Source organism: Nocardia sp. TBRC8007, from assembly GCF_056629435.1.
The window spans coordinates 468,569-488,194 of sequence record NZ_JBWSOR010000001.1 but is presented as its reverse complement, the minus strand read 5'-3'; the positions used below and the strand labels follow the sequence as shown (position 1 = coordinate 488,194).

At 64.2% G+C, this 19,626-nt stretch carries 16 protein-coding genes; 8 read left to right on the top strand and 8 right to left on the bottom strand.

The window, feature by feature from the left end:
• Nucleotides 1-118 precede the first annotated feature (118 nt).
• On the bottom strand, nucleotides 119-1,843 hold the full coding sequence (treZ, locus tag ACX4ZE_RS02125) for a malto-oligosyltrehalose trehalohydrolase (RefSeq protein WP_480271522.1): 1,725 nt from the start codon (nucleotides 1,841-1,843) through the stop codon (nucleotides 119-121).
• Nucleotides 1,844-2,028: 185 nt separating this feature from the next.
• Between treZ and ACX4ZE_RS02120 the strand changes: the two genes are divergently transcribed.
• Nucleotides 2,029-2,646 carry a class I SAM-dependent methyltransferase gene (locus ACX4ZE_RS02120; protein ID WP_480271521.1) on the top strand — a complete coding sequence of 206 codons (618 nt, stop codon included), beginning with the start codon at nucleotides 2,029-2,031 and terminating at the stop codon, nucleotides 2,644-2,646.
• A gap of 3 nt (nucleotides 2,647-2,649) precedes the next feature.
• Here the strand turns inward: ACX4ZE_RS02120 and dnaE are convergent, their stop codons facing one another.
• The gene (dnaE, locus tag ACX4ZE_RS02115) at nucleotides 2,650-6,198 is read right to left on the bottom strand and encodes a DNA polymerase III subunit alpha (protein ID WP_480271520.1); all 3,549 of its coding nucleotides are present in this window, start codon (nucleotides 6,196-6,198) and stop codon (nucleotides 2,650-2,652) included.
• 383 nt (nucleotides 6,199-6,581) lie between these two features.
• Here dnaE and ACX4ZE_RS02110 point away from each other — a divergent pair, with 383 nt between their 5' ends.
• From ACX4ZE_RS02110 to ACX4ZE_RS02100, 3 genes are read left to right on the top strand one after another with little or no spacing between them, the layout of a single operon-like run.
• The gene (locus ACX4ZE_RS02110) at nucleotides 6,582-7,232 is read left to right on the top strand and encodes a hypothetical protein (protein WP_480271519.1); all 651 of its coding nucleotides are present in this window, start codon (nucleotides 6,582-6,584) and stop codon (nucleotides 7,230-7,232) included.
• A complete protein-coding gene (locus ACX4ZE_RS02105; RefSeq protein WP_480271518.1) occupies nucleotides 7,222-7,803 on the top strand; it encodes a DUF6529 family protein in 582 nt (193 codons plus the stop codon). Before ACX4ZE_RS02110 ends, ACX4ZE_RS02105 begins: the two co-directional genes overlap by 11 nt.
• Before the next feature lie 14 nt (nucleotides 7,804-7,817).
• Entirely contained in the window at nucleotides 7,818-8,279 is a 462-nt protein-coding gene (locus ACX4ZE_RS02100) for a QcrA and Rieske domain-containing protein (protein ID WP_480271517.1), read from the top strand.
• A gap of 262 nt (nucleotides 8,280-8,541) precedes the next feature.
• Here ACX4ZE_RS02100 and ACX4ZE_RS02095 read toward each other — a convergent pair whose 3' ends face one another.
• The gene (locus ACX4ZE_RS02095) at nucleotides 8,542-9,489 is read right to left on the bottom strand and encodes a hypothetical protein (protein ID WP_480271516.1); all 948 of its coding nucleotides are present in this window, start codon (nucleotides 9,487-9,489) and stop codon (nucleotides 8,542-8,544) included.
• A gap of 131 nt (nucleotides 9,490-9,620) precedes the next feature.
• Between ACX4ZE_RS02095 and lspA the strand changes: the two genes are divergently transcribed.
• From lspA to ACX4ZE_RS02080, 3 genes are read left to right on the top strand one after another with little or no spacing between them, the layout of a single operon-like run.
• Entirely contained in the window at nucleotides 9,621-10,220 is a 600-nt protein-coding gene (gene lspA, locus ACX4ZE_RS02090) for a signal peptidase II (protein WP_480271655.1), read from the top strand.
• Complete coding sequence (locus tag ACX4ZE_RS02085) at nucleotides 10,217-11,143, top strand: RluA family pseudouridine synthase (RefSeq protein ID WP_480271515.1); 927 nt, start codon at nucleotides 10,217-10,219, stop codon at nucleotides 11,141-11,143. The genes lspA and ACX4ZE_RS02085 overlap by 4 nt, the downstream gene beginning before the upstream one ends.
• Nucleotides 11,136-11,798 carry a hypothetical protein gene (locus ACX4ZE_RS02080; protein ID WP_480271514.1) on the top strand — a complete coding sequence of 221 codons (663 nt, stop codon included), beginning with the start codon at nucleotides 11,136-11,138 and terminating at the stop codon, nucleotides 11,796-11,798. Before ACX4ZE_RS02085 ends, ACX4ZE_RS02080 begins: the two co-directional genes overlap by 8 nt.
• Nucleotides 11,799-11,861: 63 nt before the next feature.
• Here the strand turns inward: ACX4ZE_RS02080 and ACX4ZE_RS02075 are convergent, their stop codons facing one another.
• The 4 genes from ACX4ZE_RS02075 to ACX4ZE_RS02060 all read right to left on the bottom strand — a co-directional run bounded on the left by ACX4ZE_RS02075 (nucleotide 11,862) and on the right by ACX4ZE_RS02060 (nucleotide 17,382).
• The gene (locus ACX4ZE_RS02075; protein WP_480271654.1) at nucleotides 11,862-12,698 is read right to left on the bottom strand and encodes a PhzF family phenazine biosynthesis protein; all 837 of its coding nucleotides are present in this window, start codon (nucleotides 12,696-12,698) and stop codon (nucleotides 11,862-11,864) included.
• 76 nt (nucleotides 12,699-12,774) lie between these two features.
• Entirely contained in the window at nucleotides 12,775-15,201 is a 2,427-nt protein-coding gene (locus ACX4ZE_RS02070) for a cation-translocating P-type ATPase (protein WP_480271513.1), read from the bottom strand.
• A gap of 155 nt (nucleotides 15,202-15,356) precedes the next feature.
• Nucleotides 15,357-15,854 (bottom strand): WKL family lipoprotein, encoded by a 498-nt coding sequence (locus tag ACX4ZE_RS02065; protein ID WP_480271512.1) that lies wholly within the window; start codon nucleotides 15,852-15,854, stop codon nucleotides 15,357-15,359.
• A 190-nt stretch (nucleotides 15,855-16,044) separates the two neighbouring features.
• Nucleotides 16,045-17,382, bottom strand: coding sequence for a DNA polymerase IV (locus ACX4ZE_RS02060; protein ID WP_480271653.1), 1,338 nt, complete (start codon nucleotides 17,380-17,382; stop codon nucleotides 16,045-16,047).
• A gap of 433 nt (nucleotides 17,383-17,815) precedes the next feature.
• Between ACX4ZE_RS02060 and ACX4ZE_RS02055 the strand changes: the two genes are divergently transcribed.
• Nucleotides 17,816-18,703, top strand: a complete 888-nt coding sequence (locus tag ACX4ZE_RS02055) for a UTP--glucose-1-phosphate uridylyltransferase (RefSeq protein ID WP_480271511.1) — start codon at nucleotides 17,816-17,818, stop codon at nucleotides 18,701-18,703.
• 195 nt (nucleotides 18,704-18,898) lie between these two features.
• Here ACX4ZE_RS02055 and ACX4ZE_RS02050 read toward each other — a convergent pair whose 3' ends face one another.
• Entirely contained in the window at nucleotides 18,899-19,423 is a 525-nt protein-coding gene (locus ACX4ZE_RS02050) for a C40 family peptidase (RefSeq protein WP_480271510.1), read from the bottom strand.
• Nucleotides 19,424-19,626 lie beyond the last annotated feature (203 nt).

Sequence of the window (19,626 nt, the reverse complement as noted above, 5' to 3'; positions counted from 1 at the left end):
GTAGTGGCGCATCTCACAGTTGACAAAGGTCCCGGTTCGGACAGTTGCGGGCCTGTTATTCGACAGTCACCGAGAAAAGAACCTGGTATCGACTTCCACAAGCTCGTCGCAAAGCTGGTTACGTCGCTTCGACCAGTACGAAGGAGTGACCCGGAAGGATCGTCGCAGTGGGGCCGATCGTCGGCGGCTCCCAGGACAGCAACGGAATACCAGTAATCGGCACGGCGACTTGGTCCTCGTCCAGGTTACACACCAAGGACAGTGCGCCACGGTGGACAACGAACCACCGCGCCCGCTCGTCGTAGTCCACTGAAACATGTGACAGCCATGGGTCGCTGAGTTCCGCACGTTCCCGGCGCAGCGCGAGCAATGCTCGGTAACAGGACAACAGCCGAGCACGACTCGGTTCTTCCAGTTCGCCCCAATCCAACTTCGAGCGCAGGAATGTCCGGGTATCCTGTGGGTCCGGCACCTCGTCTGCGAGCCAGCCATGCGCGGCGAACTCATCCTCGCGCCCCTTCGCGACGGCAGCGGCGATCATCGGATCGGTATGCGAGGTGAAGAACGAGAACGGCGTGCGTGCCCCCCACTCCTCTCCCATGAACAGCATCGGCGTGAACGGCGCGCACACCACCAGAGCGGCTTTGATCGCCAGCTGGCCATCGGTCAGATAGGCGCTCGGCCGATCGCCGAGCGCACGGTTACCGATCTGGTCGTGATCGCAGGTATAGGCCAACAGCGCACTACCAGGAAGCAGAGCCGGATCGATCGGACGGCCGTGAGTGCGACCACGGAAGCTGGAATACGTCGCGGCGTGGAAGAATCCGTATGTGAGAGTCTGAGCCAGACAACGCAGCGAACCGAAATCGGCGTAATAGCCTTGCCGTTCACCAGAGACGGCGGTGTGTACAGCGTGATGCAAATCGTCGTTCCACTGCGCGGTCAGCCCGAAGCCACCGGCCGCACGCGGGGTGATCACCGACGGATCATTGAGATCGCTTTCCGCTATCAGCGTCAGTGGCCTGCGTACATGGGCGGCCAAGCGCTCGGCGGCGACGGAGAGTTCGGCGAGCAGATGTGTCGCAGTGCGGTCGATCAAAGCATGCACCGCGTCCAGGCGCAGTGCGTCGACATGGAAAACACCTAACCAGCGCAGCGCGTTGTCGATGATGTATTTGCGCACCTGATCGGACTGCGGACCATCCAGGTTGAGGCACTGTCCCCAGGTGTTGTTTCCCTCGGTGAGATAGGGCGCGAAGCGCGGCAGGTAGTTACCGGAAGGCCCGAGGTGGTTGTAGACAACATCCAGGCAGACCGCCAGCCCACGGGCATGACAGGCGTTCACGAACCGCTGCAGGCCGTCGGGTCCGCCGTAGCTCTCCTGCACCGCATACCAAAGCACACCGTCGTACCCCCAGTTGTGGGTACCGTCGAAAGCATTCACCGGCATCACCTCGACCACAGTGACACCCAACTCGACCAGATGATCGAGCCGCTCGATCGCGGCATCGAAGGTGCCCTCCGTGGTAAAGGTTCCGATGTGCAGCTCATAGTAGACTGCCCCAGCCAGTGGACGCCCGGTCCAGTCCGCATCAGTCCACAGCGCCGGATCGAGGATGTGTAGCGCCGAGCGGGCGTGCACCCCGTCCGGTTGGCGGGGAGAGCGCGGATCGGGCAGCACCTTCGGGTCATCGTCGAGCAGAAACCCATACCTGGCCCCCACCTCGGCGGGCACATCGGCCCGCCACCATCCGCCCGGCGACCGCGCCATCGAGTGGACGACTCCGTCCAGGTCCAGTCGCACCGATTCCGGCAGCGGCGCCCACACCTCGAACACAGTCACTCGCCCAGCATCCCATGCACACGACCGATTCGCCTGGTGCGGACACACGGCCCGAACGCGGACCGCACTTTCGGTCCGCCGCGTCCGCCGCGCGAGGTCCGCCTGCGGTATCGACAGCCCTACCGCACGCCCACGACAGCACTTCGGCCCTGGTCCGAGCCGGTGATCCATGTGAGAGTGAAGGGGTGAGCTGCTATCGCGAGCGAATTCTCCCCCGGATCGTGAGTATGACCTGCGGAATACGATCTAACGATCCGCTGCGCGAACGGGTGTGCGCCGAACTACACGGACAGGTCGTGGAAATCGGCTTCGGCTCGGGACTGAATGTCCCGTTCTATCCAGTCTCGGTCCAGTCGGTCAGCGCGGTAGAGCCCGCCGATACCGGCTGGCGACTTGCGCGCAAGCGCGTCGCCGCGGCCACTGTGCCGATAGCCCGGATCGGACTGGACGGACAGATGCTGCCTGCCGCGGACAATGCCTTCGACTGCGCTTTGTCCACCTGGACCATGTGCACCATCCCCGATATCGCCACCGCCTTGGCCGAGGTGCGCCGCGTGCTGATCCCCGGTGGAACCCTGCACTTCCTCGAGCATGGACTCGCACCAGACCCTACGGTGCGAACCTGGCAGAACCGCCTGAACCCGATACAGAAGAAATTATTCGGTGGCTGCCACCTGAACCGCGATATTCGCGGCCTGCTGGCAAACGCCGGCTTCGAGATCCGCTACGCCGAGTCGTTCTACCTCGAAGCCACGCCCCGGTTCTTAGGCGCGCACACCCGCGGTATCGCGGTATCGCGGTGACGATCAGGCAGTGAGGCAGCCGGGGCCGAGCAGGGCCTTCAGGTCCCCCATCAGCGCGGAGGACTGCGAAACCCGTAGCCGATCGTCGAGTTTCAACAGCGTGGTCCTATCACCCGTGCCGACCAGGCGCAGGTGCACATCCGAAGTACCCGGATGGCTGCTCAACACCCGCTTGAGCGCACCGACTTTGTCCGGGGTGCACATGCGAGTCGGGATGGTGACCGACAGCGGCTTGGCCACACCGACCGCGGACAGGTCGGGTACGGCGAGATCGTTGGCGATCAACGAGATCCGGTCGTCACGAACCGAGACGCGCGCCTTCACCAGCACCACAGCATCCTCGACGACGTCCATGCCGTACACCGAGTACGCCTGCGGGAAGAACAGCACCTCGATACCGCCGGTGAGGTCCTCCAGCTGCGCAGACGCCCATGCCAGGCCGTTCTTGTTGATGCGCCGGTTCACCGAAGCCAGGATGCCGCCGACGGTCACCTGCGTGCCGTCTTTGATATCACCTTCCAGAATGGCGGGGATCTGCGTATCTGCCTGTGCCGCGAGCACATGCTCGATGCCGGTGAGCGGATGTCCGGACACATACAGCCCGAGCATCTCTCGCTCCAACGCGAGCCGATGCTTGGATTCCCACTCCTCATCGGGCACCTTCACAGTGAATACCGACGTCACCGACTCATCCGCGTCCATACCGCCGAATAGGTCGAACTGTCCTATCGCCTCGGCTTTCTTGGTGGCCATCACAGCATCGATAGCATCGGAGTGGATGAGCATCAGGCCTTTGCGTGGGTGCTCGAGCGAATCGAAACCTCCTGCCTTGATGAGAGATTCGGTGACCTTCTTGCTCGCGGCGACGGCATCGATCTTGTTCAGGTAGTCGGAGAAATCGGTGTACTTCGATTTCTCCTTGCGTGCTTGGATGATCGAGGAGACGACATTCGCGCCGACATTGCGCACAGCGCCGAGGCCGAAGCGGATGTCCTTGCCGACAGAGGCGAAGTTCTGTTCGGATTCGTTGACATCCGGTGGCAGCACGGTGATACCGAGGCGACGACAGTCCGAGAGGTAGACCGCTGCCTTGTCCTTGTCGTCGCCGACCGAAGTGAGCAGGCCCGCCATGTACTCGGCCGGGTAGTTGGCCTTGAGATAGGCGGTCCAGAACGAGACCAGGCCGTAGCCCGCAGCATGCGATTTGTTGAACGCATAACCGGCGAATGGGAGAATGGTATCCCATAACGCCTTCACCGCGGCCTCGGAGAACCCGTTCGTGGTCATGCCGGCATGGAAATCCTTGTACTCTGCCTCGAGAACCTCCAGCTTCTTCTTGCCCATTGCCTTGCGCAGCGCATCGGCCTTACCCATCGAATAGGAAGCGACCTTCTGCGCGATGAACATGATCTGCTCTTGGTAGACGATCAGTCCGTAAGTCTCGGCGAGGATATCCTCGAGCGGTTCGGCCAACTCGGGATGAATCGGCGTGATCGGCTGCCGCCCGTTCTTGCGGTCGGCGTAATCGTTGTGCGCGTTCATGCCCATCGGGCCTGGGCGGTACAGCGCGAGCACGGCGACGATATCGTTGAAGCCAGTGGGCTGCATACGGCGCAGCAGATCACGCATGGGGCCGCCGTCCAGCTGGAAAACGCCGAGCGTGTCACCACGTGAGAGCAATTCGTAGGTCGCGGGGTCGTCCAACGGCAAATTGTCCATATCCAGATCGATGCCGCGGTTGGCCTTGATATTGTCCAGCGCGTCACCGATCACGGTGAGGTTGCGCAGGCCGAGGAAATCCATCTTCAGCAGACCGATGGCCTCGCATGACGGGTAGTCCCAGCCGGTGATGATCGCCCCGTCCTGGGGCCGCTTCCACACCGGAATGGCATCCATCAACGGCTCGGAGGACATGATGACCGCGCAGGCGTGCACACCGGCGTTGCGGATCAAGCCCTCCAGGCCGCGCGCGGTCTCGTAGATCTTGGCGACATCCGGATTGTTGCCGATGAGTTCACGGACTTCGGCGGCCTCCTTGTACCGCTCATGGTCAGGATCCATGATGCCCGACAGCGGAATGTCCTTGGCCATGATAGGCGGTGGCAGCGCCTTGGAGATCTGGTCGGCGATAGCGAAGCCGGGCTGGCCGAACTGAACGCGCGCGGAGTCCTTGATCGCGGCCTTGGTCTTGATGGTGCCGAATGTGATCACCTGAGCGACCCGGTCGCTGCCCCACTTCTCGGTAGCGTAGCGAACCATCTCACCACGACGGCGATCATCGAAGTCTATATCGATATCGGGTGCAGAAGGGCGTTCCGGGTTGAGGAACCGCTCGAACAGCAAGCCGTGCGGTAGCGGATCGATATTGGTGATGCCCAGTGCATACGCCACCAGCGACCCGGCCGCCGAACCACGGCCGGGACCGACCCGGATGCCGACAGCCCGCGCATGCGCCACAAGATCGCCGACGACGAGGAAGTACGCGGGGAAACCCTTCTGCGCAATGACATCCAGCTCGTAGTGGGCGCGAGTGTAGTACTGCTCCGACACACCGCGAGGAAACCTGCGCGCCAGGCCACGGTCGACCTCTTTGCGCAGCCAGGAATCCTGGTCTTCCCCTTCGGGTACAGGAAAGATCGGCATGCGGTCCTTGAAGGCCCACACTTCGTCATAGGACTGAACGCGTTCGCCGATCAGCACTGTATTGTCGCACGCGCCGGGCACTTCGGCATCCCAGAGCGCGCGCATCTCCGCGGCGGATTTCAGATAGTAGCCGTCACCGTCGAACTTGAAACGGGTAGGGTCCGACAGCGTCTTGCCGGTCTGCACGCACAACAGTGCCTCGTGGTTACTCGATTGGTCCTTGGTGACGTAGTGACAGTCGTTCGTGGCCAACGGCGGAATACTCAGTTTGTCGCGGATGGCCAGCAACCCTTCCCGGACCCGGCGCTCAATGGTCAGCCCATGGTCCATCACCTCGAGGAAGAAGTTATCCTTGCCGAAGATCTCCTGCCACCCGGCCGCGGCTTCCAGCGCCTCCCGGTCATGCCCGAGCCGTAAGCGGGTCTGGACCTCGCCGGAGGGACAACCGGTTGTCGCGATGATGCCCTCGGCATGCTCGGCGATGATCTCCGCGTCCATCCGCGCCCACTTGCCGAGCTGCCCCTCGAGCGAAGCCAGCGAGGACAGCTTGAATAGATTGCGCAGTCCGGTCGCGTTCTCCGCGACCATGGTCATGTGGGTATACGCGCCCGAGCCGGAGACATCGTCACCTTTCTGGCTGGGATCACCCCACCGCACACGTTTGCTGTCGAACCGGGAGCCCGGCGCGACGTAGGCCTCGATCCCGATAATTGGCTTGATGTCGTGCTTCTTGGCGGAATTGTAGAACTCCGAAGCCCCGTACATATTGCCGTGGTCGGTCATCCCGACCGCGGACATCCCCAGCCGTTGCGCCTCGGCGAACAGCGGTGAGATCTTAGCCGCCCCATCGAGCATGGAGTACTCGGTGTGGTTGTGCAGATGGACGAACGATCCGGACGAGGCGGCCAAGACGGTCCTTCCTCCCAAGGTCTCGACGGGGGGTGGCTGGACCGATTCTAAGACGACCCGCCGACGAGTTCGGCAGGGCTTGCCACCCCGTACAGGCGTCCGGCGTGTCGACGACACCGAACATCGGCGCGTCCTGGCGAATCGCTCGATGGGCGGCTGCCGTCCGCGCGCCTACGCCACGTAGACCGGGCGGCCCGCGCGATAACGCGAATCCGCACCGCACTGCCGCAGTGCGGTGCGCAGCCACCTTCCCAGCGTCGAATCCACCGCAACCCACCCAGAGCACCGGACTGTGATCAGAATTGAACCGTCAAGCGCCTGTCGTCGTGAAGAAGAGGTAAGCGGTATCGGCACAGCGCCGATCGCATGTTCGAGGAGATTGCATGAAACGTCTCGGGCCCTGGTTCACCCTGGCGGCGGCGCTCGCGCTCGGTGTGGTCCTTCTGGTAGTCAACATGTCCAAAGACAATGAGCCGGCAGCCACGCCACCGGGCACAACAACCGGATCGGGCGCACCGCCACCTACAGCCGAACCACCACCACCGACCAGCCCTTCCCTGCCTGCGCAGGCCGACTATGTAGGCACCATCCCTCTCGCGACCGGCGCATCACTCACCTTGGCGATCGCCGTCGAAGGCGAAAAGGCGATCGCCTACGCTTGTGACGGCGCGACCGTCGAAGCCTGGCTACGTGGTGACGCGCTCGGCACGGCACTTCAACTCACCGGCAAGGGTGATGCTCGGCTCGACGGCCGCTACGATGGCACGACCGTGACCGGGACGCTGACACTCGGCGGCATGCGATGGAGTTTCACCACCGCACCCGTGCAAGCGCCCGCTGGACTCTACGTCTACCGCGAGGGCGACGTCCGCCAGAGTTGGATCATTGCCGCAGACGGCACCGTCACCGGTGTCCACCGCACGGCCGACGGCGCGACCGCACCGGCTCCCGGCCTGGCATCGGATGCAACGGCGTTCGTCGGCGGTAAACAAGTCACCGCGAGCAGGGTCGAGGGTGGTGACGATGTCGGCTGAGCCCGCGACCACACCGACCGGCCCGGCCCGGCCCGGCGCCGGATCGGCCATGGCGATCGCGCTCCCCGTGCTGGTCGGCGCCGCAGTAGCCGTGGCGCTCGGCGTGTACGGCCGAGCGCACGATCCGCGGTTCTTCTCTGTCAACATAGCCGGCTTCTCCAGTCCGACGGCGGTGAAAACCTGGCTGGCCACGCTCGCCTTCGCCTTGGCCCTGGGACAGGTAGTCTCGGCACTGGCGATATACGGCAAGCTTCCCGGCCTGGTGACACCGCGCTGGATCGGTGCCGCCCATGTGTGGTCGGGCAGGCTGGCCGTACTGGCCAGCATCCCTGTAGCGGTGCATTGCCTGTACGCACTGGGCTTCCAGGAGTACCAGTCCCGCGTTCTGCTGCACTCGCTGTTCGGTTGCTTCTTCTACGGAGCCTTCGTCACCAAGATGCTGTTGCTCACCAGGAAGGGCCTGCCCGGCTGGGTTCTCCCGGTCGCGGGTGGCCTGGTGTTCACCGGCCTCACCGGCCTCTGGCTCACCTCCGCGCTGTGGTTCTTCCAGAACAACGGCCTGATTTTCTGAACGGAATCCGATACATGACCTTCGACGAACAAATCCACACCCGCCGCGGCGTCGTCATCGCGGGCACGGGCGCTGTCACCGTGGCAGCGCTCGCCGCATGCACCACCTATGGCGATACCAACGCGGCGCCCGCGGCGAACCCAGCTCCCGCCGCCGACGACGACAACGACAACGAGTCCTCCGGTACCGGACAGTCGGCGAAAGTGCTGGCCAAAACCGCCGATGTCCCGGTCGGCGGGGGCGTGATCGTCGGCGGCATCGTGGTTACCCAACCTAGTGCGGGCACCTTCGTCGGGCTGTCTTCGGTCTGTACCCACGCAGGGTGCACAGTATCCACCGTGTCCAACGGCACCATCAACTGCCCGTGTCACGGCAGCAAGTTCGGTTTGGACGGTTCGGTGGTGAAGGGGCCGGCCACCACTCCGCTCGCACCGAAGAAAATCCGGGTCGAGGGTGGTTCGATCACCGCGGGTTGATCGGCTCGGTGCCACAGGCCGATCCATAGGGATCAATGAACTGCGCCATCCCGCGACCAACGCGCCTACGCGGTGTTCAGCGCACTGAGCACGCCGGAGTCGACGGACTCCGGCGTGCTCATCGCTGTCTACGCCAATGTGCTGCCGATCCGTACGATCACCATCCATGAGCCGAGTGCCGGGCCGGTGTCGGTGATTCGCACCTGGAAAGCGAGGGCTGCATCGCGCACAGGTGGTCAGGTCGACAAATCGTCCGCGCGCGTCATTCGACCCACGACACCTGCGTATCGATTTTCTGCCGCAGCGTGCTGGCAGTACGCGGATCTCGGTAGACCTGATGGCCACCGACCGTGATAGACCCCGATACCGGCAACGGCAGGCCGAGGTCTACCGTGATGACGCCCGTGCCCTGCATGACATAGTCCCGGATGTCCAGGGTGCCCGCGTGGTTCGGGAGAGTCCACACCAACGACTTCGGCGTCTGCGTGACATGCAGCTCGATAGTGAGCCGATCGCCCTCGCGTTCGGTCAGTGTCGCAGTGGTCACCTGATCGAGCGGGACGCCACTGGTGACCTCCTGTCGCACCGTCCACACCGCGCCCTTGCCGACAGGCTCGTCGGGAAACGCGATCGATCGGTAAACAGCCTGATAGAACGCCTGTTCCAGAGCGGTACGGGCAGTAGTCGACACCTCCGGCGCCGGCTCGAGCCGCAGCTCGGTGATCGCGCCGAGCTCGCTGAGATCGAAACCAGCTTGTGAGCCACCGATCTTGGTGAGTGCCTTGGCCAGCGTCGGGTCCGGCGAGGTGACCATGCCGAGGATCAGATCGATGCCCTCGGAAGTGGTCTGCGCGGTCATGGGAATAGTCAGCGCGGGAGTAGAGAAGTCACGTGGTGATTGCCTGTCGAGCTGCTGTTCGATGTGATGCGCGGAATAGAGCGTAACCTGCTGCACAGTGCCTGCTGGATACTCCGGCCGAAGCAGTGAGCGCGGCTCCGTACCACTGGAGACGACCGTGGTCACCGCTGCCGGTATGGGAACGGTCACTTCTTTACCGATACCCAACGGCTCGGTGGTATCGGTTTCGCCACCCGATTTCGCGCGGTCGGCACAACCGACCCCGAAAGCGGAGAGCCCGACCGCGAGCACCATGAACAGCACACCCGGATGCGCGATCCGGGAGAGGTGGGGGGAAGGCAACACCGTCACATGGAACAGGGTACGGGCGATACTCGGGTGTCGGTTGCGACATCCGGGTGCGCGCCGATCGAAGTGTCCGAGAATCGCCGCGCCTGCCGAGGCAACCGGACGCGCGCACCGACCGTGATGCGGCTCGAGAGATGATGGTCGGCGTGAGTGACGACCGGCCGCCCGAGGAAAGCCAAGCAGACATCGCCGATCCTGCGACCCCGACCACCTCGCCGCGGCGCCTTCCCGCCCTGCTCGCCCTCGCCGCAGTGGTACTCGGCCTGGATCTGCTCACCAAGACCCTCGCGGTCACGCACCTGAGACCAGGTGAACCGGTACCGATCATCGGCGACTTCGCGCGCCTGAGCCTGGTGCGCAATCCGGGCGCGGCATTCTCCATGGCCACCGGCATGACCTGGTTACTGACTCTGGTCGCCGTCGCGGTGGTGATCGGCGTGGTACGTATCGGTCGCACCTTGCGCTCGCTGTGGTGGGCGATCGGCCTGGGCATGGTGCTCGGCGGCGCGCTGGGCAACTTGGTAGACCGGTTGTTCCGCGAGCCGGGTCCCTTACAGGGACATGTGGTCGATTTCGTCGCGATCGGCTGGTGGCCGGTGTTCAATGTCGCGGACTCCGCCATCGTGTGCGGAGCAATCATGCTCGTAGCGCTGACCATGTTCGGCTTCGAGCCGAACGGCACCCGCATCGGTCGTGGCAAGCAAGACAATGCGAGCGAGGACAGCGCGACATGAGGGAGACCAGGACCATGCCCGTTCCCGACGGGCTCGACGGGATGCGCGTCGACGCGGGACTGTCCCGGTTGCTCGGCCTGTCCCGCACCGCCGTGGCCGCACTCGCCGAGGAAGGCTCCATACATCTTGACCACGTGACCGCGGGCAAGTCTGATCGACTCATCGCCGGAGCGTGGCTGGAAGTGATATTCCCCGAACCCAGGCGGCAGCTCACTATCGAGGCCGAACCGGTGGAGGGTATGAAGATCCTCTATGCCGATGACGACATCGTCGCGGTGGACAAGCCGGTCGGCGTGGCCGCGCACACCGGTGTCGGCTGGAGCGGACCGACTGTAGTGGGCGGGCTGGCCGCGGCTGGGTACCGCATCTCTACCTCGGGCGCTCATGAACGGCAGGGCATTGTGCATCGTCTGGATGTCGGCACCTCAGGAGTGATGGTGGTCGCTCAGTCCGAATATGCGTATACCGTGCTCAAACGCGCATTCAAGCAGCGCACCATCGACAAGCGGTACCACGCTCTGGTGCAAGGGCACCCCGACCCCAGCAGCGGCACCATCGATGCCCCGATCGGCCGAGCCCGCGGCAACGACTGGAAGTTCACCGTCACCGCCCAGGGTCGACCCAGCATCACACACTACGATACGGTCGAGGCGTTCCATTCGGCCAGCCTGCTGGATATCCACCTGGAAACCGGCCGCACCCACCAGATCCGGGTGCACTTCTCCGCGATCCGCCACCCCTGTTGTGGCGACCTCACCTATGGCGCGGACCCCCGGCTTGCCGAGCGGCTCGGACTGCAACGCCAATGGCTGCATGCCCGATCGCTGGGTTTCCAGCATCCCGTGGATGGTCGCTATCTGGAGATAACCAGCGAGTACCCGGACGACCTGCGATACGCCCTCGACATCCTTCGCGATGCCTGATCTCCGGATGCCTTCGTGGCGGGCTGCCTTCACCGCGGTAGCCATTGTGTCGGCCGCCCTGGTCTTCACGCTGGGCGCGCTGATTCCGCCGTATCGCCCCGCAGTGTCCACCGATAGGCTCGGCCCGGAACAAGGCGAGCGGGTCGCGGCGTACCTGGCGCGAGCGCGAGACTCGCTGGCCGACCGGACCGCCGATCGACGCTGGGCACTCGTGTCGTTCACCGAGCCCCTTACACCGGAACAGATCCCGGCATACAGCGGCGGGATGCGCATTGCCCAAGTGCTGTACCACGTGGCGCTTATCCGGGTGCGGACTCCGCTGGTCACCGTGCCCGTTCCGGCGTATATCGGCGCAGCGGTGCACTCCGCACATTATGCGGCATGGCTGCTCCCCACTCCCGCTGACGAACGCTCCGCCCGTATCACCGCCTTCTCCGCGGCACAGCTTCGGGCGGGCTGCGCGTGCGTGGTCGGACTCGTTGTGCACGGCACGCCGGCCGAACTGCGAAGCCTGGCCGACCAGAATGGCATTCGCGCCGTCCAAGCACTCCCCGCCGACGCGGTGGCAGGCAGTTTCGCAGTCGTCCCATTGCTTCCCGGCTATCGCGATATCGTCGCGCCCGGCCCTGACGACGGACCGATCCCGCTACTGTGAGCGATATGCCTGCGCTGCGCGCGGCGGGCGCGCTCCGACCCGCACCTGCCCATACGATAAAGCCTACTTTCCGACCGAATATGAGTCCGACAGCGTAACGACCCCATCCAGATAGCGGCAGCAACGGCCGACCAGCAGCACACGGTCACCGGCCAGCTCACAGCGCAGGCTGCCACCGCGACGCGACAGTTGTCTGGCACGCAACCCAGTACGGCCCAGGTGCTCACTCCACAACGGAACCAGCTGAGCGTGCGCGGATCCGGTCACCGGGTCTTCGGGCACACCCACGCCTGGGGCGAAGAGCCGGGAGACGAAGTCGACCGAGTCACCGGGGGCGGTGATGATCGCCGCGCGCGGCAACGCGGGAAAACTGGACAGCATCGGCGCGGCGCCGCGCACTTCCTGTTCTGTCGCCACAACGATCACCTCGTCAGTGCCGGAATACGCGCGCACTGGATGTACCCCGAGTGCCGCGACGAGCGCCGGATCCGGCGATACCGGAATGCTCGGCACCACAGGCAGATCGAGGACGAATTCGTCATCATCGGTGCGATCGACATGCAGCCAGCCGCTGCGTGTGTAGAAGCTCACCCGGTCTGCCTCAGGATGGGTATCGACCAGAATCTGCGCGGCACTGGCCAAGGTAGCGTGCCCACACATATCGACCTCGACCTTCGGGGTGAACCAGCGCAGGTGAAAGGCCGGCCACTCACCAGGCGGCGCGCCGGCCTCTGGTGGTAACCGCGCGGTGTAGAAAGCGGTTTCGGCGAGATTATTCTCCTCGGCCAACTGTTGGAGCACTACATCTGGCAACCAGGACAGCAGCGGCATCACCGCAGCCGGATTGCCCGAGAACGGTGCCTCTGCGAACGCGTCGATCTGGTGCAGCAGTATCTCCATACTCGGAGAAGGTACTCTCATCCCGAATACCTCCTCGCACAAGGCTTCTCATAGCACAATGCCTCGAGCGGCAGATTTATCGGGCAGCCCCGCTCGGTGAGCTGGGTAATAGCCTCCGCTCTTCACCGCGTACCACCGCACTCACCCACCAGACCACCTCGACGAGCACGATACCGACCGCACCGCACGCCAGCGCGGCACCGGTCAACGCGGGATCCGAAGGGTCGAGCTTGAAGAAGTTCCGGGTGAACGGAACAGTGAACAGGGCGGTATACGCCGCCACCGATATCGCGATCAGTACGACCTTCCACCACACATATGGTCGCGCGACAATGGCCAGCACCCATACCGCAATCATGATCAGCGTGATGAGCGCGGTAGTGCCCGCCTGGATCTTCTGCTCTTCGCTCGCATCCGGACCCGCGTAGGCGATCAAGTAGGACACAAAAGTAGCCACGCCGATCACGACACCGGAGGGGATGGCCAACCGCATCACCCGCCCGACAAACCCGGTACGCGCGCGCTCATTGTTGGGCGCGAGCGAAAGAACGAATGCCGGGATACCGATCGTGAACCAGGCCGCGATGGTGACATGCCGAGGCAGGAACGGATAGGCGATGGGTTCGTAGTCGAAGATCTGCGAGCCGACCCCGGCGACCCCGACCAGGAAGGCCAGCAACACCGAATAGACGGTCTTGGTGAGGAACAGATTCGACACCCGCTCGATATTGCCGATGACCCTACGCCCCTCACCGACGACGAAAGGCAGCGTGGCGAACTTATTGTCCAGCAGCACGATCTGCGCCACCGCACGAGTGGCCGGGCTACCCGAACCCATCGCCACTCCGATATCCGCGTCTTTCAGCGCGAGAACATCATTCACCCCATCACCGGTCATCGCCACGGTATGCCCGTGAGTCTGTAGGGCCGCGACCATGGCACGCTTCTGATCCGGACGGACCCGACCGAAGGTAGTGCTGCACTCCAGGACATCGGCCAATCGGTCGCGATCCTCCGGCAACTCTCGTGCGTCGATGGCATGGTCGCCACCCGCCAGGTCGAGCGAGGAAGCCACCGCACCGACCGACACGGCGTTGTCACCGGAGATCACCTTGATCGAGACATCCTGGTCTGCGAAGTATTCGAGGGTGTCCCGAGCATCAGGTCGCACTTTCTGTTCCAGCACGACCAGGGCAGCGGGGCGCACCCTACCGGGGGCGTCCGGCGCGTCTACTGGACGGTCGCTGCACGCCAGCAACAGGATACGCAGACCGGAGGAACCCAATTTCTCGGCGAGAACCGCGTCCGCGGAGCCAGGGTCGAGCAGCACGTCCGGCGCGCCGAGCAGCCAGTCGCCGTGCACACCATAGGAACCGCCACTCCACTTCTTGGCCGAGGAGAACGGCGCGACAGCAGTACGTTGCCAGCTTGGTCTGTCCGGCAGCACCTCGGCGATCGCCTGCACACTGGCATTCGGACGCGGATCATCGGCGGCCAGCGCGGCCAGCGCGGCGCGGACCTCGCTGTCGTCGAAGGCGCTCAAGATCTTCAGGTCCGACAACCGCATGCCGTTCTCGGTCAGCGTGCCGGTCTTGTCCGCGCACACCACATCGACGCGGGCCAATCCTTCGATAGCCGGCAGCTCCTGCACCAGACATTTGCGCTGACCCAACCGCACCACACCGACTGCGAACGCGATCGAGGTCATCAACACCAGTCCCTCCGGCACCATCGGTACCAGCGCGGCGACCATCCCGGTAACTGCGGGCTGCCACGACTCTTTACTGGAGACCAGCTGGTTGTAAATACTCAACAGACCCGCGGGGATGAGCAGGTACGTGATGAACTTCAGGATCTTGTCGATACCGCTGCGCAACTCGGAGCGCACCAGGGTGAACTTGCTCGCCTCCTCGGCCAGCCGCGCCGCGTAAGCGTCCCGGCCGACCTTGGTGGCGCGATAGGCGCCCGATCCGGAAACAACGAAACTGCCGGACAGCACCGGAGCGCCGACCGTCTTGTCGATCGGATCGGCCTCGCCGGTGAGCAATGACTCGTCCACCTCGAGCAATGCGGATTCTTCGACTGTGCCGTCCACGACGATCTGGTCGCCAGGGCCGAGCTCGATCAAGTCGTCGAGCACCACCGCACTCGGCGCGATCTCGACAGCCGTACCGTCCCGGCGCACGGTCGGTTTGGCTTGACCGACGATGGCCAGCCGATCCAGCGTGCGCTTGGCACGAATCTCCTGGATGATTCCGACCGCGCTGTTGGCGACGATCAGCAGGCCGAACATGCCATCGATGATCGAACCGGTGGCAAGCACCACAATCAGCAGGACGCCGAGAATGGCGTTGATCCTGGTGAAGACATTCGCCCGTATGATGTCGCGGACCGAGCGACTCGCGCGAGCAGGGACATCGTTGGTCAGACCGTCCCGGCGACGCTGCTCGACTTGCGCCGTGGTGAGTCCGGTAGTCCCCGACGTCTGCACGGTAATCGACATGATCGCAAGGCTACGGCACATCCGAGCCTGGCCCTGCCCCGCAGGTTGCCCACGGGCGCGCAGCAGGCTTGGCGATTCGGTCTGCCTCGGCGCTTACGACAACGGACAGGTCGCCAGGTCCGTCCCCGGCGACCGGCCCGGCCGGAACGCGCGAACTAGCTGCAGGCCGTCGACTGCTGGCCCAGGTTGGTCAGCATGTTGCAGGCCCATGCCTTCTGGATCTTCCACTTGCCGTTGTCGACGACGAACGGAACGTCAACGGGGTTCTCCTGGCCGTTCACAGTGAACGTGGCCTTCGCGGTCACGCTGTCACCGAACGAGGTGACGTCGGTGACCACGATCTTCACATCGGAGCCTGCCGCGGCCTTGGCCAAGCGGTCTGGCAGTGTCGGATCGGCTTCGGCGCCTTGGATCTTATCCAACTTCTCCGCAGCTGGAACCGACGGGTCCAGCGCGCGAGCGAGATCGGCGTTCAGTTCCGCGACGGTCGGGGCAGGCGGCAAGGCGGTCGTAGTAGCCGACGCTTTAGCACTGGTCGACGTCTTGGCGGCGGACTCGCTGTCCTTGTCGTCACTACTACAGGCAGTCATGCCGAGCGCGGCGACGATGGCCAGGCCGGCGATCGCGATGCGTCTAGTCTTACGAAGCTTCAACTGCTCGTCCTTTACGTTCGAGGAGGTCCGTATTGTGTTCCACCGTAACAACCGCCGCCCGAACGGCAGCGCTGCATGAGGCCTCAGGCTACCGGCAACGAACGCTCCACCAGGACATACCTGATCGACGAATGTCGCCAGCGACGACCGCGAGTTTCTGAGCGGCGAGATCAGCCGCGGCATGCGTCCGTCACGCCAGACTATCCAGTGGATCGGCTGGGACGAGGGCCATATCGGCAGCGGCGAAGGTGCGTGTGGGCCCCGGACCGGTCGAACGGGTTTCGAAACGAATGGTCACCACGCCCTGCCCCGCACCCTGCACCCAGCCATGGCCGTGCTCGGGATGGGTCACATCCATACCGGGATGCCAGACGGTGGCGGTCCTGGCGGGCGCGGCGAGTGACTCCGCGGCTGCCGCGGCTGCCGTGTCCTCGGGCGACTCCTGCCCCGGCGACGTCCCTGCTACAGGGATCTCGGCAGCCGGACCACGATCGAATTCGGGGAACAGCGATTCCTGCCGGACCGTGGACAAACCCCCATAACTCACTCCGACCAGCCGGATCGGGCCCAGCTCCCTCGGGTCGAGAGCCGAACGCTGCGCGGCGGCACGGAGAGTCGGCAAATCCTCGGTCGCGTACGGCAACGTGCTGGAGCGGGTGACGATGCTCATGTCGGATTTCCTCAGTTTGAGCACTACGGTGCGGGCCGCACGACCATCCTCGATCAACCGCCGGTGTGCCGAACCGGCCATCTCTGTGATGGCCTGCCGTAACTGGACAAGGGTGACGATATCGTTGTCGTAGGTGGTCTCCGCACCGATCTGCTTGACCTCGGCCCGTTCGGTGACCGGTCGATCGTCGATCCCTCTGGCCAGCCGGTGTAGCGCGCCGCCGACACCGCCGCCGAGGATTGATATCGCCTCCGATTCCGGTAGGGCGGCGAAGGCGCCCACCGTCTCGATGCCGAGCGTGCGCAGCCTGCTCTCCGCGACCGGCCCGATACCCCACAGCTTGCGCACCGGGAGCCCCGCCAGCAAGCGCTGCTGCTCGACCGGTGAAATAATCCGGACCCCATCGGGTTTGGCCAGCCCGGAAGCAATCTTGGCCAGTTGCTTTCCGGTGCCCGCGCCGACCGACGCGGTCAGCCCGGTGCGGGCGCGCACCTGCGCACGCAGTTCTTCGCAGAACGCGTGGACTCTGGCTACCGTAGCGCCCGCCAACTCGGCGGGCTCACCGAATGCCTCGTCGAACGACAGCGTCTCCAACACCGGAATACGGTTGCGCAGCACGTCGAAGACCTGTCCGCTCACCGCCCCGTACACCGCGCCACGCGGCGGTACCACCACCGCGGTGACGCCGACCAGCCTGCGTGCCTGATGCATCGGCATCGCCGAGCGCGCGCCGAATACCCGCGCCTCGTAACTCGCTCCGGCCACGACGCCACGGGCGCCTGCCCCTCCGACCAATACCGGCCTACCCCGCAATGTAGGCCGGGTCAATTGTTCGACCGAGGCGAAGAACGCGTCCATGTCGATGTGCAGAACCCAGCGGCGCGCGACACTGTCCGCATCGGCGGGAACGGCGGAATCGAACACCGCGGGAACGGCGGAATCGAACACGGCAGGATACTGCCCGCGCACCGGTTTCTCGCTGTGCGTGGCACCGACCATGGCCGCAGGCGCGAACTCACCGGATGCCTTCTCGGTACGCACAGCAGCAATGTACGCGGGTCCACCGACATATTTCGGCACCCGATGGCACGGTCTGGTGACGACGCACCCGCAGGCGCTGCCCGCTTGCCGCGAAACCCGCACAGATACTCGCCGGATCACCAGCTCCGCATCGATGCCTTGATCTGCTCCTATGCACCGCGCAGGGGATGTATCCAGAAGTACTGAACAGCCATGGACAAGCCGTGCGGACAGCACGGTAGGCACGTCCTGGTGTGTGATGATCGGATCCATGGACATCCGCAAGGCCGTCATCCCGGCCGCCGGTATCGGCTCACGGCTGCTTCCGCTGACCAAAGCCATCCCCAAGGAGATGCTTCCGGTCGGGGATAAGCCGGTGATCGAGCACACAGTTCGAGAGTTGGTCGCCTCAGGCATCACCGATATCACCATTGTGGTCAGCGGCGGGAAATCCTTGATCCAAGACCATTTCCGCCCCAACCCGGCACTAGTGGCCCAGCTACGCGCGGATGGGAAGGTCGTCTTCGCCGACGCAGTCGAGGAAGTCGGCGAGCTGTCCCGGCTCGGCCATATCACCTACCTCGATCAGCACGGCCCATACGGCAACGGCACCCCGGTGCTCAACGCCGCCCGCCACCTCGGTGACGAGCCGATGCTGGTGCTGTGGCCGGACGATGTGTTCGTCGCGAAAGTGCCGCGCGCTCAGCAACTCATCGACGCCTACGCGGCCACTGACGCCCCCGTCCTGGCGCTGATGCCGATGGACTCCACCGAATCGCACCGCTACGGCGTTCCGGTGGTAACCGACGACCACGGCAACGGCCTGTTACGCATCACAGGGCTGCGAGAAAAACCGAAGCCGGAGGACGCACCATCGTCCTTCGCTGCAATCGGTGGTTACGTGGTCACCCCGGGAATCATCCAGGAACTGCGCGCACATACCGAGGCCTGGTGCGAGCACCGTACCGGCGAGGTGTATCTCACTGACGCGATCAATGTCTATGCCGCGGACAATCCGGTATTCGGCCAGGTGATCCGGGGCCGGTGGTACGACACCGGTAATCCGGCCGACTATTTGGTCGCGCAGTTCGCCTCGGCGCTGGCGCATCCGCAGTACGGACCGCTGCTGCGCAGCCTCGCTGCCGACCTCGGCAGCTGATCGACATCTGGATCGCGCCTTCCCCGGCAGCAGCGAGGTGTTATCCGATTCGACTACGAGTATGTTTCCGCGCCATGGCCCCGACCGCATCGCACAAGCTCGGGTCGGGGCCGCTCGCCAGAAATGCTTCCAGCGCGGACTCGCCGCGGCACCTAGGTGTTCCTGACCTGGAAACACTCAGAAGCGACGAAACACTCAGAAGCGACGAATAGCGTAGATATCGAACTGACGCAACGGGGTATAGCCGACCGGCACACCCCAGTCGTAGGCGTTGAGAACCTGACCGTAGCCCGCGTAGATCCCGACGTGTGAACCGTCTCGGTTCAGCACTACGACATCACCGGGCGAAAGAGCATATCGCGGGACGGGTGTTCCCACCTTCGCCTGCTGCCAGGTCGTGCGAGGGATCTTCACTCCGACCTGACGGTACGCCCACTGCACCAGGCCAGAGCAGTCCCAGCTGAACGGGCCGGTTCCGCCCCATTCATAAGGCTTGCCGAGCTGTGTCGTAGCCGCTGCCAGCGCGCCGATACCACGCAGGCTGGGCAAAGGCAATGCGACCGCGCTGCTGCTGACGAACGCGCGGCCGGGGCCGCCGGATACGCTGCCCGACTCGCTGGTGTCGGACCACGCGGGCCCGGCAAGCAGGATGACCGCAATGACTGATAGTGAGAATCCGAGGGTGCTGCGACGTAGAGATCGAAAAGATTTCGTTGGCACGTGCTCGCCCTTTCCATGAGCCCGATCAGCAGGCAATCGCTCGGCAACTATGACTGACACACGGCGCCAACAAAGTCATCGAGACAGAGCCGTGGTCAACCGCACCCAGGCGCACAACCGCCCTATGCGCACAGTTTCAGATAGGACACTCCATGAATGAAAACTCGTGCCACCCCTGCGACTATCCCGAACCAGGGGCAATA